Here is a 14,087-nt window from a genome sequence, read left to right as displayed (position 1 = left end):
GTGCTGCGAGCGGCAGTTGGCGGTGTCACGGCGAAGGCCCCCGGGAGGGTCCCGGGGGCCGCGCGGACGAGGCGCCCGTGGGTCAGGGAGCGTCGACCAGGTCGTGCCGGGGCACGGTCACCGTGCGGGCGCCGGGCTTGCCGCCCAGAACCACCTTGCGCAGGGCGCTGTTGTTGCCGAGATCGGTCTCCTTGAGCCGGTTCTCCGGGTTGGCCAGCACCTGGATGAAGTAGGTGCCGTTCGGCAGCCCGGTGATGTCGAAGGACTGCCCGGGCAGGTCCTGGGTGTACGTGTCACCGGAACCCACGTCGAGCACCTCCCGCACGGAGATGGAGTTCTCCTGGCCGCAGGCCGTGGAGAGATCCGTGTTGTCCGGGTGCCAGTTGGCGTTCTTCACCGTGTAGTCGACCGCGTCGGTGTTGGCCAGGCAGAAGGCCTCCTTGCCGCTGCGCACGGTCTCCTTCTTGTCGGCCTTCAGCAGCCGGTAGCTCGCGAAGTCGGTGAAGTGCCAGTGCTCGTGGCCCGGGCGGGGGTCCCACTCCATGGTGCCGGTCGGGGTGTAGCCGACCTGCTTGCCCGAGGCGTCGTAGAAGTACTGGTAGGCGTCCATCAGCGCGTTGCCGGGCTTGCGGAAGCCGTCCACCACCAACTCCGCGGGACCCGCGTTCCACACGTTGGCGCTGAAGGCCAGGTAGTCCCTGCCGGGAGCCCCGCCGTCACCCGCACCGATGGTGATGCCGTAGGCGGGAAGGGAGCGCAGGTCGGGCTTGGGCACGTCCGGCACGGCCGCCCTGCCCGTCGGACGCTGGGCGTTCGGCCGCACGGCGGGCGCCTGCCGGGAGCCGTCCGTACGTCCCCGCCCGTCGCCCTCCGCGGCCCGGAGGCCCTGCCGCGCGGCAGCCCAGGGCAGAGCGGCGGGCGCGGGCGCGTAGGGACCGTGCCCCACGTTGTACGAGGTGCCCGCCCCGGTGGTCGCGGACACCGGGGCCGGAGGGCGGGTCGCCGGGTGGCCGGCGTGGGCCGAGTGCCCGGCCCCGTGCCCCGCGTGCCCGGACGCGGAACGGGCGGCCGGGGAGGGAGCGGGGCTCTCCTCCTCCCAACTGCGTTCGCGCACCGTCACCTTGACGGTCTTCGGCGCGTCGCTGATCCCGAAGATGTCCCGGTAGCGCTTGCTGACGGACACCTCCGCGGTGTACTTGCCGGCGGGGAGCGCGACCGGCGCCGAGTAGTAGCCGGCGTAGGTGTTGGACGCCCAGCCCTTCTCGACACCCCACACCGAGCCGAGCGTGAAGGGATTCACGGGACAGCTCTCGGGATACTTCGACGTCGCCGGGGCACCCGGGTCGACCCTGCCCGAGGCGTTGTTCGGGCAGAACGACTCGGTACGGACCGCCACCGTCCTGCCCGCGGTGTCCCGGACGGTGACCTCGATGAAGCCGGGCAGCCCCGAGAAGTCCTTCACCAGCCCCTCGGGCAGGGTCCGGGTCCTGGTCCTGGTCCCCTGGCGGATGACCTGGGTCGCCACGACCGGGTCCTTGTAGCTCTTCCGGGTCACGCGCAGTTCGAGCGGCGCGCCGGAGGCGGTGAGGTACGTCCCGAGGTCCAGGTAGACACCGGGCTCCTCCTTCCACGAGTCGAGCGTCACCGAGTCCGACGCGGCGACGAGGCCGAGCCGCGGGGGGACCGCCGCCTTCCTCGTGTCGGGTGTGGCGGCGGCGACACCCGCGGTCACGGCGATCGCCGCGGCGGCGGCGACCGCCGGACGCCACAGCCGGTTGCGGGGGGTTCTGGTGCTCATCGTTCTCCGATGTCCGGGTGCCCGTCGGGGCGGTGGAGTCGCTTTTGCCCATGAGAGGCGACTGCCGGGCCCGAGGTTGTCCGAAGGGGGCTGGGACACGGATTGTTGGCCGAAATCGTCTTTTGAGGTATGCAATCAGACATTTACCGGCCGTTCCTCCTGCGCTTCCGGGCCGGCCGTGCTAGAAGCCCTGAGGTCGGGTGACCGCGTACGGGCACCGAACGGGCGTGAGATCGAGCCGACCGGGCGCCGACGGTACGTCCGGTCGCGGACGTTTACCGGGCCACCAGTGCGGAAACCCGTGGTGAAACGGGCATGAACGGGCGCAGGCCGTGACGCGAAGGTGCTGGTCGAACTGCCGTTCCTGCTTGTACAAACGACGCATGGGCCCGAACGGACGCCGGGACCACACCGGATCCGTACTAGCGCAGGGATGTGTCGTGGGCACCGAGGAACGGCGACGGGCAATTCTCGAGACGGCCCGGCAGGACGGGGCGGTCGACGTGAACCGGCTCGCCGAACGGTTCGAGGTCGCCAAGGAGACCATCAGGCGCGATCTGCACACCCTGGAGGAGCACGGCCTCGTGCGGCGCACGCACGGTGGCGCCTACCCGGTCGAGAGCGCGGGATTCGAGACGACCCTGGCCATGCGCACCACCCACCACGTGCCGCAGAAGTCACGCATCGCGAAGGCCGCCGCCGACCTGCTCGGTGACGCCGAGACGGTGTTCGTCGACGAGGGCTTCACCCCGCAGCTCATCGCCGAGGCCCTTCCCAAGGACCGGCCGCTGACGGTGGTCACGGCGTCCCTCGCCGTCGCCACGGTCCTCGCGGAAGCGGAGAAGACCTCGGTGCTCCTGCTGGGCGGGCGGCTGCGCGGCAGCACCATGGCGACCGTCGACCACTGGGCCACCCGCATGCTGGCCGACTTCGTCATCGACCTGGCCTACGTCGGGGCGAACGGCATCTCCCGCCAGTACGGGCTGACCACCCCCGATCCGGCGGTGGGCGAGGTCAAGGCGCAGGCCATGCGCAGTGCCCGGCGCCGTGTCTTCGCCGGGGTCCACTCGAAGTTCGGAGCGGTGAGTTTCTGCCGCTTCGCGGGCGTCGGTGACTTCGAGGCCGTCGTCACCGACACAGGGCTGCCCTCGGCCGAGGCGCAGCGCTACTCCCTGCTCGGCCCCAACGTGATCCGGGTCTGACCCGGACCCGCCCCTTTCCCCGCCTCGTCCCCGCAAGGGGGCCGGAGGCCGGCCCCGCCATGCCCGGAGCGGTCAGGAGGACCGGGGGACCACGGGCACCGATCAACGAGCCGCTACGACCGATCAGGAGACTTTATGCCCCACCAGCAACGACGCCGCGGGACCCGCGTGCGTGCGGTCGCGGGCACGGCAGCCATGGCCCTTCTCGGCGCCGGTTGCGCCGGAGCCGGCGGGACCGCGTTCGGAGGGGGTGACGCCCTGAACGTACTCATGGTGAACAACCCTCAGATGGTCGAGCTGCAGAAGCTCACCGCCGAGCACTTCACCGCGGAGACCGGTATCAAGGTGCACTTCACCGTGCTCCCGGAGAACGACGTCCGCGACAAGATCAGCCAGGACTTCTCCAACCAGGCCGGACAGTACGACGTCGGCACCATCAGCAACTTCGAGGTGCCCTTCTTCGCCAAGAACGACTGGCTGCACCCGCTCGACACCTACGCCGAGCAGGACGAGGAGTTCGACCAGGACGACATTCTCGAACCCCTGAGGGACTCGCTCACCGCCGAGGGCAAGCTCTACGCCGAACCCTTCTACGGGGAGTCGTCCTTCCTGATGTACCGCAAGGACGTCTTCGAGGCGAAGGGCCTGACGATGCCCCCGCACCCCACCTGGACGGAGGTGGCGGGCCTCGCGGCGGAGGCGGACGGCGCCGAGCCCGGCATGAAGGGCATCTGTCTGCGCGGACTGCCCGGCTGGGGCGAACTCATGGCACCGCTCACCACCGTCGTCAACACCATGGGCGGCACCTGGTTCACCGAGGACTGGAAACCGCAGCTCACCTCGCCCGAGTTCACGAAGGCCACGAAGTTCTACGTCGACCTCGTGCGCAAACACGGGGAGCGCGGGGCGTCGCAGTCCGGGTACGCCGAGTGCCTCAACAACATGACCCAGGGCAAGACCGCCATGTGGTACGACGCCACGGCCGGTGCGGGGTCCCTGGAGGCGGCGGACTCGCCGGTCAAGGGGAAGATCGGCTACGTACCCGCGCCGGTCGAGGAGACCAAGAGCTCGGGCTGGCTCTACACCTGGGCCTGGGGCATCCAGAAGGCCTCCAAGAAGTCCGACGACGCCTGGAAGTTCGTCTCCTGGGCCTCCAGCAAGGAGTACGAGTCGCTCGTCGGTGAGACCAGCGGCTGGTCCAACGCACCGGCCGGAAAACGGGCCTCCACCTACGACAACCCCGAATACCGCGAGGCCGCCGGCGCGTTCGCGGACGTCACCGAGCAGGCCATCTCCGGCGCCGACCCGAAGAACCCGGGCGTCCAGCCGCGTCCCGTGCCCGGCATCCAGTTCGTCGGCATCCCCGAGTTCACCGATCTCGGCACCCGGGTCGCGCAGGAGATCAGCGCGGCCATCGCCGGCCGCCAGTCCGTCGACAAGGCGCTGGCCACCTCCCAGAAGCTGGCCGAGCAGGTCGCCAAGGAGTACCGATGACCACAGCAGTCGGCACCACCCCTCAGTCACCACCCCGCCCGGCCGCCGCGCCGGACCGCAGGCGAACAGGCCCCCGGGCCTGGGCCACCAGGGCCCCGCTCCTGCCCGCGCTGGTCTTCCTGATCGTCGTCACCCAGCTGCCCTTCGTGGCGACCCTGGTGATCTCCCTCTTCGACTGGAACTCCCTCAACCCCGACAAGCGCGCCTTCAACGGGCTGGACAACTACGCGTCCGTCTTCACCGACGCCGCTCTCCGCGAATCGGTCCTCACCACCATCCTGCTGACCGCGGGCGTGGTCATCGCCACCGTGGTCCTCGGACTGGCCCTCGCGCTGCTCCTGGACCGCGCGTTCTTCGGCCGCGGCCTCGTCCGCACCCTGCTCATCACGCCGTTCCTGATCGTGCCCGTCTCCGCCGCGCTGCTGTGGAAGCACGCGCTGTACAACCCGGAGTACGGACTCCTCAACGGCGCGCTCAGCTGGGTCGGTGAGCTCTTCGGCGACACGACCCCGAGCCAGCCGGACTGGATCGCGGAGATGCCCCTGCTCGCCGTCATCGCCGCGCTGGTCTGGCAGTGGACGCCGTTCATGATGCTGATCCTGCTCGCGGGGCTCCAGAGCCGGCCCGCCGAGGTCGTCGAGGCGGCGCGCCTCGACGGGGCGAGCGCCTGGCAGACCTTCCGCTACCTGACCCTGCCCCACCTGCGCCGGTACCTCGAACTCGGCGTCCTGCTCGGCGCCGTCTACATCGTGCAGAACTTCGACGCGGTGTTCACGATCACCGCCGGCGGACTCGGCACGGCCAACCTCCCGTACACGATCTACCAGACCTTCTACCAGGCCCACGAATACGGACTGGCGTCCGCCGCGGGAGTCGTCGTGGTGATCGGCACGATCATCATCGCCACCTTCGCGCTCCGGACCGTCTCGTCCCTCTTCAGTGAGGAGGCGAACCGCGCATGACCACCGCCACCGTCCCCGCGCCGACCCCGTCCGCGCGAGGCGCCCTGCGCAGGGCCAAACGGCGCTCCACCGCGCTCGGCCTGCTGGCCTGGGCGGCAGGACTCGCCTTCTGTCTGCCCGCCCTGTGGATGCTGCTGACCTCGCTGCACGCGGAGTCGGACGCCGCCACCAACCCGCCCTCCCTCTTCGCGCCGCTCACCCTCGACGGCTACCGGGCCTTCTTCGGAGCCGACACCGGCGTCACCCCGTGGCCGCCGCTCCTCAACTCCCTGGGCGCCTCCTTCTTCTCCACCGTCCTGGTGCTCCTGCTGGCGCTGCCGGCCGCGTACGCCCTTTCCATCCGGCGCGTCCGCAAGTGGACGGACGTGATGTTCTTCTTCCTCTCCACGAAGATGCTGCCCGTCGTCGCGGGCCTCCTGCCCGTCTACCTGTTCGCCAAGAACGCGGGGATGCTCGACAACATCTGGCTCCTCGTCCTGCTCTACACCTCGATGAACCTGCCGATCGCGGTCTGGATGATGCAGTCCTTCCTCGCGGACATACCGGTGTCCGTCATCGAGGCCGCCCAGGTGGACGGCGCGCGGCTGCCGACCGTCCTGGCCAGGGTCGTCGCGCCGATGGCCGCGCCGGGCATCGCCGCCACCGCCCTGATCTGCTTCATCTTCAGCTGGAACGAACTGCTCTTCGCACGGGTGCTCACCGGCGTCGTCGCCCAGACCGCACCCGTCTTCCTCACCGGATTCGTCACCAGCCAGGGACTCTTCCTGGCCCAGCTGTGTGCCGCGTCCGTCGTCGTGTCCCTGCCGGTGCTCGCCGCCGGCTACGCCGCCCAGGACAAACTCGTCCAGGGCCTGTCTCTTGGAGCAGTGAAATAATGCGGGCAGCGATCGTCGAAGCCCCCGGCAAGGTCTCCGTCACCACCGTCCCCGACCCCACACCCGGCCCGCGCGACGTCGTCGTGGACGTCGCCTCCTGCGGACTGTGCGGCACCGACCTGCACATCCTGCAGGGCGAGTTCGCACCGTCCCTGCCGCTCGTCCCCGGCCACGAGTTCGCCGGGGAGATCGTGGGCGTCGGAAGCGAGGTCACGGAACTGGCCGTAGGCGACCGCGTCGCCGTCGACCCCTCCCTGCACTGTCACGAGTGCCGCTACTGCCGCAACGGACGCGGCAACCTCTGCGAACGCTGGGCCGCCATCGGCGTCACCGTCTCCGGCGGAGCCGCCGAGTACGCCGTCGCCCCCGTCGCCAACTGCGTCAAGCTGCCCGACCACATCGACGTCAAGGACGCCGCCCTGATCGAGCCGCTGTCCTGCGCGGTCCGCGGCTACGACGTCCTGAACAGCACACTCGGCGCCGAGGTGCTGATCTACGGCTCGGGGACCATGGGCCTCATGATGCTGGAGCTCGCCAAGCGCACCGGGGCGGCGGGCGTGGACGTCCTCGACGTCAACCCCGAGCGCCTCGCCACGGCCGGTCTCCTCGGCTGCTCCCGCTCGGCGGCCGGGGCCGACGAGCTGGACCGCCCCGGCGGCTGGGACGTCGTCATCGACGCGACGGGCAACGCGGCCGCGATCCAGGACGGCCTGGGACGCGTCGCCAAGGGCGGGACCTTCCTCCAGTTCGGGGTCGCCGACTACGCGACGACGGCGGTCATCGAGCCGTACCGCATCTACAACCAGGAGATCACCATCACCGGCTCGATGGCCGTCCTGCACAGCTACGAACGCGCGGCAGCCCTCTTCGCCACCGGGATCCTGGACCCGTCGGTCTTCATCAGCGACCGGTTGCCGCTGGACCAGTACCCGCAGGCCGTCGACCGCTTCAAGGCCGGCGTCGGCCGCAAGATCGTGGTCGAGCCGTGACGGGAGGGCCCGGTGCCGTCCTCGTGATGGGCGAGGCGCTCGTCGACCTCGTCCCGGTGGCCGGGGACGGCGGCGTACGTACGGCCCAGTTCGGCGGCGCACCCGCCAACGTCGCCGTCGGACTGGCCAGGCTCGGCACCCCGGTCTCGTTCGCCGGGGGACTGGGCGACGACGGTTTCGCCCGGATGATCGAGGAGCGGCTGCGGGCGGCCGGGGCCGACGTGTCGCTGTGCGCGCGCAGCGGGCTGCCCACCGCGCTGGCCGTCGCCGAACCGGACTCGGGGGGAACGGGCTACCACTTCCACCTCCAGGAGACGGCGACGTTCAGGCTGCCGGACGTGTCCGCACGGACCGCCGGGTTCGGCGCCGTGTACGTGGGCGGACTCGCCGCCGTCGTGGAGCCCGCGGCCTCGGCCGTCCGGGAGGCCGCCCTCGCGGCCGCCCGGCACTCCCTCCTCGTGGTGGACCCCAACGTCCGCCGGGACCGCACCCTGGGCGTGGACCACGGCGCGGCGGCGCTGCGTGAACTCTGCCGCCTCGCCCACGTCGTCAAAGCCAGCGACGAGGACCTGGACCGGCTGTGGCCCGGCACCGACCCGGAGGACACCTGCCGGGAGCTGGCGGCCGGGGGACGGCTCGTGGTCCTCACCCGGGGCGCGAAGGGCAGCACGGCGTACACCGCTGCCGGAGCACCCGTGTCCGTCCCGGCCACACCGGTCCGGGTCGTCAACACGATCGGGGCGGGTGACGCGTTCGCCGCCGGTCTGCTGACCCGGCTGGGCGCCCGCGGCTCCTTCACCGCGGCACCGGATCCGGACGAGGTGCGGGACATGCTGTCCGCCGCCTCCGAGGCCGCTGCCTCGGTGTGCGCCCGGGCCGGCACGGAGCCCTCCGTCCCGGCGGGCGCCTGACGCAGCACGCAGCACGGCGAGGGGGCGCACCCGCACGGGTGCGCCCCCTCGCCGTGCTGTGCCGGGAGCGACGGAGAGAGCCGTCGCTCCCGGTCGGACATCCCCGTCGGCGCCCCCGCCGGGGATGTCCGTCATACGGACGCGCCAGGTGCGGACTGCGCCCTCGGTGCGCAGGTGAGGCATCCTCTGCTGGTCGGGCAGAACGGGCCCGCGGCGGTGAACGGATCACCGCCGCGGTCTGTGACGGAGAAGGATGCGGAACCAGATGGCAGAGAACTTGGACCTGTTGGCCTTCGTGCGGGCACGCCTCGCCGAGGAGGAGGACATCGCGCGGGAGGCGGGCGGTGACGGCTGGCGGACACCGGCCGAGGCGCCCGGTGAGGTGCACGACCGCACGAGCGGTATCGCCTTCGTCGTACGGTCGCGAGGTTACGACCGGCACATCGCCTTCCAGGACCCCGCGCGCAGCCTGCGCCGCATCGAGACGACCAGGGTCCTCCTGGACGAGTACGAGGAGATCTCGGCCCTGGACACCGACCGCCCGGCCCAGGACTTCGCCTCGGGGCGCGCCGTGGGGCTGGGTTTCGTCGTGCGGCAGATGGCAGCCGAGTACGCCGGACACCCCGATTACCGGGTGAGGTGGCTGCCCCGGTTCTCCCACTGGGGCCCTCCCTCCCAGGAATGAGGACGGGCGGGGCGGCGTGCCGGACTGAGTACCGGGGAGCAGTGCCTCTGAGTACGCGACCCGATCCCGGCACGGGCCCCGGCCGGTGGAATGGAACCATGCTCCCCGTCGCGCCGACGCGCCCCCGCATCCAGACCCTGGCCAGCGCCGGTACCGCGCTGGCGGTGACCCTCCTTCCGCTGGCCGTCGGCGTGCTGCTGGCCAGGACGATGGCGCTGGACCCGATGTCCCCCGTGAACGCGCTGGTGACCAGCGGCGGTCAGCGTGCCCGTATCGCTCCGTCCCGATGGATGCTGACGGCTCGAACGCGCGAGCTCCTTTCCCGCCAGTAAGGGAACCTTTGTCCAGGTAAGCGCTGTCGCTTCTGTTACACGGATCTGCCCGGATCCGCGCGGTCGGGCCCGGTGTGCCGGGGGAGTGGGTCCGAGGTGAACGAGATGTGGTGGCGCTGTGAACGGCTCCCCGTAAGGGTCGGTGCAGCAATCAACGGTTGACAGGTCTACGACCGCGGCAATCCGTGCCGCGTGCAGTCGTGTGTGACAGAAATGTCCGCACTTTGTCACACGAACCAGGGCACCTTTCGGCCACCTCGGAAGCGGGACAAAGTTTGCGTTCCCGGCACGACGCCGGGGTCGGAAAACGCCCGGCACTCCATTCCGGGCCTGCACGATGAGGGGTTTTCATGTCCCGTTCCGCACGACGGATCACCGCCACCGTTCTCGCCTCAGGCGCCCTGCTCGCCGCAGCGGCCCTGCCGGCGACGGCCGATGGCCGGGACCACGGCCACCACCGGCCGGCGCAGCGCTCGGCGGTCGTCCTGGGTGAGATCCAGTACGACAGCCCCGGCCGCGACAACGGCTCGAACCGCAGCCTGAACGCCGAGTGGGTGACCGTCACCAACACCGGCCGCCACGCCGTCAACCTCCGTGGCTGGACGCTCAGCGACGAGAGCCGCCGCACCTACACGTTCGACCTGCGACTGCCCGGCCGCTCCTCCGTCCGCGTCCACACCGGTGTCGGCCGTGACACCCGGCACGACGTGTACCAGGACCGTCGCCACTACGTGTGGGACAGCAGGGACACCGCCACGCTCCGTGACAACCGCGGGCACAAGGTCGACTCCAAGTCCTGGGGGCGGTACCGCGACGGCGGTCACCGTGACGGCGGGTACCGCGGCGGGGACCACCGTGACGGCGGTCACCGCGACGGAGGTCAGCGGGGCAACCGCTGACCCGCACGGATAGGGGGACGCGGCGTTCTCCCTGACTGAAACGGCGTACCACGGCTCATGGCCGTGGTACGCCGTGCCCGTGCGGCCCACGGCCTCCGCCGGGCGGGGGCTGTGCACCGCGGAGCGGCAGGTGATGTCAGGATGGACCCATGACCATCAAGGCGTATTTCGACATCACCATCGACGACCAGCCCGCGGGCCGGATCGTGTTCAACCTTTTCGACGACGTTGCCCCCAAGACCGCGGAGAACTTCCGCGCGCTCGCCACCGGTGAGCACGGCTTCGGTTACGCCGGCTCGCCGTTCCACCGCGTCATCCCGGACTTCATGCTCCAGGGCGGTGACTTCACCCGGGGCAACGGCACCGGTGGCAAGAGCATCTACGGCGAGAAGTTCGCCGACGAGAACTTCACCCTGAAGCACAACAAGCCGGGTCTGCTCTCGATGGCCAACGCCGGCCCGAACACCAACGGGTCGCAGTTCTTCATCACCACCGTCCTCACCCCCTGGCTGGACGGCAAGCACGTGGTGTTCGGCGAGGTCGCCGACGAGGACAGCATGGCGCTCGTCCGCAAGATCGAGACCTACGGCTCCCAGAGCGGCACCACCAAGGCGAAGATCGCCGTCTCCGCCTCCGGCGTTCTCTGAGACTCCGACGCACGCCACGGGGCCCCGGCCGGTCTGCACCGGCCGGGGCCCCGTCCCGCGTCCGCCGGAAGGCGTCCCTCGCCGGGAAGTGTCAGGGTGGGGACGGACCAGGTCCACCCGGTGGACCTCGGACAGGGGACGAAAGGGCCGCGCCATGCGTATCGATCTTGCCGGCAGGACCGCGGTCGTGACCGGGTCGTCCCAGGGCATCGGTCTCTCCATCGCCACCGGGCTGGCCGGTGCCGGAGCGCGCGTGGTGCTGACCGGACGCAGCCGCGAGCGGCTCGAATCCGCCGCCGGAGCGCTGCGCGCCGCCGAACCGGCCGCCGAGCTCCTCACCGTGGCCTGTGACCTCGCCACGGAGCAGGGAGCCGCCGAGCTCCTCGACGCGGTGCCCGCCGCGGACATCCTCGTCAACAACCTCGGCATCTTCGGCTCACGGCCGCCGCTGGACATCACCGACGACGAGTGGCGCACCTACTTCGACACCAACGTCCTCAGCGCCGTACGGCTGATCCGCCGCTATCTGCCCGGCATGACCGGGCGGGGGTGGGGCCGCGTCCAGAACATCGCCAGCGACTCGGCCGTCGTCATCCCCGCCGAGATGATCCACTACGGCATGTCGAAGACCGCGCTGCTCGCGGTCTCCCGAGGCTTCGCCAAGGAGGCTGCGGGGACAGGGGTGACGGTGAACTCCGTGATCGCGGGCCCCACCCACACCGGTGGCGTCGAGGACTTCGTCCACGAGCTCGTCGGCGCGGACCTCCCGTGGGACGAGGCCCAGCGCGTCTTCATGCGCGAGCACCGGCCCCAGTCCCTGCTCCAGCGGCTCATCGAGCCCGAGGAGATCGCCAACCTCGTCGTCTACCTCAGCTCGCCGCAGGCGTCCGCCACCACGGGTGCGGCCGTACGGGTGGACGGCGGGTACATCGACTCGATCGTGCCCTGACCTCCCGGGCTGGCATGATCGGGGGCATGGACGAGCGCATCATCGCCGCGTGTGACGGGGCATCCAAGGGCAATCCGGGACCTGCTGCCTGGGCATGGGTCGTGGCCGACGGCCAGGGCAACCCCCAGCGGTGGGAAGCGGGCCCGCTGGGCACCGCCACCAACAACGTCGCCGAGCTCACCGCTCTGCTGGAACTGCTGAGGTCGACCGACCCGGCCGTGCCCGTCGAGGTGCGCATGGACTCGCAGTACGCGATGAACGCGGTGACCAAGTGGCTCCCGGGGTGGAAGCGCAACGGCTGGAAGACGTCGGGCGGCAAGCCGGTCGCCAACCGGGAGCTGGTGGTCGCCATCGACGAGCTGCTGAGTACGCGCAGCGTGACCTTCCGCTACGTGCCGGCGCACCAGGTGGGCGGCGACCCTCTCAACGCCGTGGCCGACCAGGCCGCGAGCGAGGTCGCGGTCTCCCAGCGGGCCGCGGGGACGGCGCACGGCACCGCGGACCTGCCGGTGCCGGCCCCGGCCCGCTCGACGAAGGGCCGGGGGGCGGGGGAGGCCAGGAGCGGCTCTGCCGCCGGATCCACGGCCAGGAAGAGTTCCGGCAGCGGAACGATCCGTGCCAAGTTCGCCGGCCGGTGCCACTGCGGGAAGCCGTACGCGGCCAAGGACATGATCGCCAAGAACCCCAACGGCTGGGGTCACCCGGAGTGCCGGGCGGCCCTCGCCTGAGCGGTCCCGACCGGTTCAGACGTCGGCCCAGACGAGTCGGCCGGACACGCTGGTACGGGTGCCCCACCGCGTGGCCAGCGCGTCCACGAGCATCAGACCCCGCCCGTCCTCGGCCACCGAGGCGAGGCTGAATCCGTCGCCGGTGCCGTGCGGTCCGTCGAAGGCCACCGGGCCGGGGCCCTCCGAGCCGTGCAGCCCGTCCGCGGGACCGCCGTGCGGCTCGGGGTCCCGCGGACCCGGCAGCTCCGGTACGTGCCGCCTGCCGCGGTTCCACACGCAGATGCGCACGCGGCCGGAGGTCCGCAGGAGGCGGCACCTGATGCGCCGGCCCGCGGTGTGCTCCACCGCGTTCGCGACCAGCTCGGTCACGACCAGGGCCGCCGTCTCGACGCGCTCGTCCGGCTCTCCCCAGCTCCGCATGGCTTCCTGCACGCGGTGCCTTGCGACGGGGACGCCCCGGGGGAGGCGGGGAATCCACCAGCTCTGTGCGCTACGCCCGCTCGAACCCGACGGGGCCGGACGTGCGCACGTAACTATTTCCGACATGTACGTACTCTCCGTGCAAAATGCATACTTTGCAAGAGGCAGAGTGTCAGGATGGTTCGGAATCGGAGCTCACGGCTCCGGAATCCGCACCTCTCCGTGCGCACGAGGAAGGGACAGGTGGATGAGGCCCCGGTCCGGCCCCACCGTCGAGCACCGCGTCCTCGCGGAGCGCATGCGGATACTGCGGGAGCGCGCGGGCGTCAGCCTCCAGGCGGCCGCCGTGGCACTGGGTGCCCATCCCGCGACCGTCCGGCGCATCGAGCGAGCCGAGACCGGCCTCGACGCCCATCAGGTCCGCGTTCTGCTGGAGTGCTACGCGGTGCCCGCCGCGGAGGCCGAGCCGATCATGACGGGTCTCGCGGCCGCGAACCTGCCCGGCTGGTGGCACCGGTGGCGGGACGCGATGGAGCCGTGGCAGCAGGAGGTCATCGGCATCGAGTCCTCCGCCGCACTCGTGCGGACCTGGCATCCCGCACTCGTCCCCGAACTGCTGCGCACCCCGGCCTACGAGGCGGCTCTGCGCAAAGCCCTGACAGCGGATCCCGCGCCCGGACTCGACCGGCACATCGAACTGCTGGCCGAGCGGCAGCGCCGGCTGGAGGAGCGCGGCGCCGCCCTCTGGGCCCTGCTCCCGGCGGCCGCTCTCCACACGACGGTCGGAGGCCCCGTGGTGATGGCCGAGCAGCGCACGGTGCTGGAGGAGGCCGTACACCGCAAGCACCTCACCGTGCAGGTGGTGCCCCTCCACTTTCCGCCGCACCCCATGACCGGCCTCCCGCCCCTGCATCTGCTGCGTGTTCCGGTCCCGGAGATCGGCGACCGCGCGGTCCTGGAGGGCCCTGGTGCCAGGGCGGACATCATCGGCGAGCCGACCGCCGTCACGGATTACCGCATCAGGCTGGACGGCGCGTGCGCGGCGGCTCCACGTCCGGGATCGCCGCTGCCGGAAGGTGGCGGTGGGGCAGGGAAACCGTGAAGGCCGGGCCTGTTGTGGTTTCGAACGCCGGATGACGGTCACGTGGACCTACGGAGCCCGGAGACGACGTGGTGTCCGGCGGAGACCGACGGAC

Annotated in this window: 15 protein-coding genes; 13 read left to right on the top strand and 2 right to left on the bottom strand. The window is 71.0% G+C overall.

Going from position 1 to position 14,087, the window contains the following annotated elements; all coding sequences use genetic code 11:
- Positions 1–82: 82 nt before the first annotated feature.
- The gene (locus IA22_RS0110235; protein ID WP_030123399.1) at positions 83–1,798 is read right to left on the bottom strand and encodes a lysyl oxidase family protein; all 1,716 of its coding nucleotides are present in this window, start codon (positions 1,796–1,798) and stop codon (positions 83–85) included.
- Between the two features lie 440 nt (positions 1,799–2,238).
- Here IA22_RS0110235 and IA22_RS0110230 point away from each other — a divergent pair, with 440 nt between their 5' ends.
- The 12 genes from IA22_RS0110230 to IA22_RS0110170 all read left to right on the top strand — a co-directional run bounded on the left by IA22_RS0110230 (position 2,239) and on the right by IA22_RS0110170 (position 12,471).
- Positions 2,239–3,000, top strand: a complete 762-nt coding sequence (locus IA22_RS0110230; RefSeq protein WP_014157863.1) for a DeoR/GlpR family DNA-binding transcription regulator — start codon at positions 2,239–2,241, stop codon at positions 2,998–3,000.
- 135 nt (positions 3,001–3,135) lie between these two features.
- Positions 3,136–4,494: an ABC transporter substrate-binding protein gene (locus IA22_RS0110225; protein WP_014157864.1), complete on the top strand. Its 1,359-nt coding sequence runs from the start codon at positions 3,136–3,138 to the stop codon at positions 4,492–4,494.
- Positions 4,491–5,456, top strand: coding sequence for a carbohydrate ABC transporter permease (locus IA22_RS0110220; RefSeq protein WP_014157865.1), 966 nt, complete (start codon positions 4,491–4,493; stop codon positions 5,454–5,456). The genes IA22_RS0110225 and IA22_RS0110220 overlap by 4 nt, the downstream gene beginning before the upstream one ends.
- Complete coding sequence (locus IA22_RS0110215) at positions 5,453–6,331, top strand: carbohydrate ABC transporter permease (RefSeq protein ID WP_014157866.1); 879 nt, start codon at positions 5,453–5,455, stop codon at positions 6,329–6,331. Before IA22_RS0110220 ends, IA22_RS0110215 begins: the two co-directional genes overlap by 4 nt.
- The gene (locus IA22_RS0110210) at positions 6,331–7,320 is read left to right on the top strand and encodes a zinc-dependent alcohol dehydrogenase family protein (RefSeq protein WP_014157867.1); all 990 of its coding nucleotides are present in this window, start codon (positions 6,331–6,333) and stop codon (positions 7,318–7,320) included. Before IA22_RS0110215 ends, IA22_RS0110210 begins: the two co-directional genes overlap by 1 nt.
- Complete coding sequence (locus tag IA22_RS0110205; RefSeq protein WP_030123398.1) at positions 7,317–8,231, top strand: PfkB family carbohydrate kinase; 915 nt, start codon at positions 7,317–7,319, stop codon at positions 8,229–8,231. Before IA22_RS0110210 ends, IA22_RS0110205 begins: the two co-directional genes overlap by 4 nt.
- Positions 8,232–8,496: 265 nt before the next feature.
- Positions 8,497–8,916, top strand: coding sequence for a DUF6221 family protein (locus tag IA22_RS0110195; RefSeq protein WP_030123397.1), 420 nt, complete (start codon positions 8,497–8,499; stop codon positions 8,914–8,916).
- Between the two features lie 98 nt (positions 8,917–9,014).
- Positions 9,015–9,248: a hypothetical protein gene (locus IA22_RS0110190; protein WP_030123396.1), complete on the top strand. Its 234-nt coding sequence runs from the start codon at positions 9,015–9,017 to the stop codon at positions 9,246–9,248.
- A 350-nt stretch (positions 9,249–9,598) separates the two neighbouring features.
- Positions 9,599–10,147, top strand: a complete 549-nt coding sequence (locus tag IA22_RS0110185; protein WP_014157871.1) for a lamin tail domain-containing protein — start codon at positions 9,599–9,601, stop codon at positions 10,145–10,147.
- Positions 10,148–10,296: 149 nt separating this feature from the next.
- Complete coding sequence (locus IA22_RS0110180) at positions 10,297–10,794, top strand: peptidylprolyl isomerase (protein ID WP_014157872.1); 498 nt, start codon at positions 10,297–10,299, stop codon at positions 10,792–10,794.
- Between the two features lie 154 nt (positions 10,795–10,948).
- Positions 10,949–11,743, top strand: a complete 795-nt coding sequence (locus IA22_RS0110175) for an SDR family NAD(P)-dependent oxidoreductase (protein WP_014157873.1) — start codon at positions 10,949–10,951, stop codon at positions 11,741–11,743.
- Positions 11,744–11,769: 26 nt separating this feature from the next.
- Positions 11,770–12,471: a ribonuclease H family protein gene (locus IA22_RS0110170; protein WP_030123395.1), complete on the top strand. Its 702-nt coding sequence runs from the start codon at positions 11,770–11,772 to the stop codon at positions 12,469–12,471.
- Positions 12,472–12,486: 15 nt separating this feature from the next.
- Here IA22_RS0110170 and IA22_RS0110165 read toward each other — a convergent pair whose 3' ends face one another.
- Positions 12,487–12,891 (bottom strand): ATP-binding protein, encoded by a 405-nt coding sequence (locus IA22_RS0110165; protein ID WP_030123394.1) that lies wholly within the window; start codon positions 12,889–12,891, stop codon positions 12,487–12,489.
- Between the two features lie 247 nt (positions 12,892–13,138).
- Between IA22_RS0110165 and IA22_RS0110160 the strand changes: the two genes are divergently transcribed.
- A complete protein-coding gene (locus IA22_RS0110160) occupies positions 13,139–13,993 on the top strand; it encodes a Scr1 family TA system antitoxin-like transcriptional regulator (RefSeq protein ID WP_014157876.1) in 855 nt (284 codons plus the stop codon).
- Positions 13,994–14,087 lie beyond the last annotated feature (94 nt).

The organism is Kitasatospora papulosa (genome assembly GCF_000717245.1).
In the GTDB taxonomy this organism is placed as follows: domain Bacteria; phylum Actinomycetota; class Actinomycetes; order Streptomycetales; family Streptomycetaceae; genus Streptomyces; species Streptomyces papulosus.
Note: the sequence above shows the minus strand (reverse complement) of the source record. Positions and strands in the feature narration are given on the sequence as shown.